Source organism: Marinicrinis sediminis (assembly GCF_042685085.1).
Taxonomy (GTDB): Bacteria; Bacillota; Bacilli; order Paenibacillales; family KCTC-33676; genus Marinicrinis; species Marinicrinis sediminis.
In genome coordinates this window covers 1-1,037 of record NZ_JBHUMM010000040.1, presented here as the reverse complement: position 1 = coordinate 1,037, position 1,037 = coordinate 1, and the positions used below count along the sequence as shown (strand labels likewise).

The 1,037-nt window shown below is 44.6% G+C and carries 1 pseudogene; it reads left to right on the top strand.

Going from position 1 to position 1,037, the window contains the following annotated elements:
• Window positions 1-188: 188 nt before the first annotated feature.
• Window positions 189-1,037 (top strand): annotated as a pseudogene (locus tag ACFSUC_RS13130) (IS3 family transposase); the annotation flags it as partial.

The window sequence follows — 1,037 nt, the reverse complement described above, 5'->3', positions numbered from 1 at the left end:
GTAGACGGTCTTGTCGACAAACGAGGGAAACGTAAATGGCTAGATAAAATGACCGAAGTCGAGCGACTTCAAGCTGAAAACAAGATGCTCAAAGCTGAAAACAAGCAGAAAGAAATGGAGATAGACGTGTTAAAAAAAGTCCGGGAAATCGAAAGGAGGCGGGGCTAAACGGCGTCCGTCAGGAAAGGCTCTATTTGACTGTAAAGGAGCTACATGAACAAAAGGCATACCCCGTAGAGAACATTTGCAGAATATTAGACCTGAACAGGTCATCCTATTACAAATGGCTCCATCGCAGCAAGAGTGCTTGTGAGGTTGAGAACGAAGATCTGCTTCATAAGCTTGGTTATCTTTACGCTGAATTTAACGGGGTTTATGGATACAGACGATTGGCAGATGAACTAAACGCCAGATACGAAACGAGTTATAACTACAAGCGCATCTATCGCCTTACCCAACTGGTGGGCTTAAAGGCCGTCATCCGTAGGAAACGTCCGCATTACCAGCGTTCTACGCCGGAAATTATGGCAGAGAACGTTCTGAATCGTAATTTCACAGCAGAAAAGCTTAACGAGAAATGGCTAACTGACGTCACAGAATTTAAGTATGGAGATAACGCAAAGCTGTATTTGAGCGCAATTCTTGATCTTAAAGACAAAGGCATTGTCTCCTACGCCGTGGGTCGTAGTAACAATAACCAGCTCGTTTTTGATACCTTTGATAAGGCCATTACCAAACACCCGAGTGCTCACCCGATATTTCACAGTGACCGAGGGTTTCAATATACAAGCAAGCAATTCAAGACTAGGTTGAATAAGGCTGGCATGATACAAAGCATGTCTCGGGTCGGCCGCTGCATCGACAACGGTCCCATGGAAGGATTCTGGGGCATTCTCAAGTGCGAAATGTACTATCTTAACAGCTTTAAAGATTACGACAGCCTAGTAGCGGCCATTGAGGACTACATCTATTTCTACAACTACGAACGTCGGCAAAAGAAGCTAAACAAAATGTCTCCGATGACGTACCGCCAAATG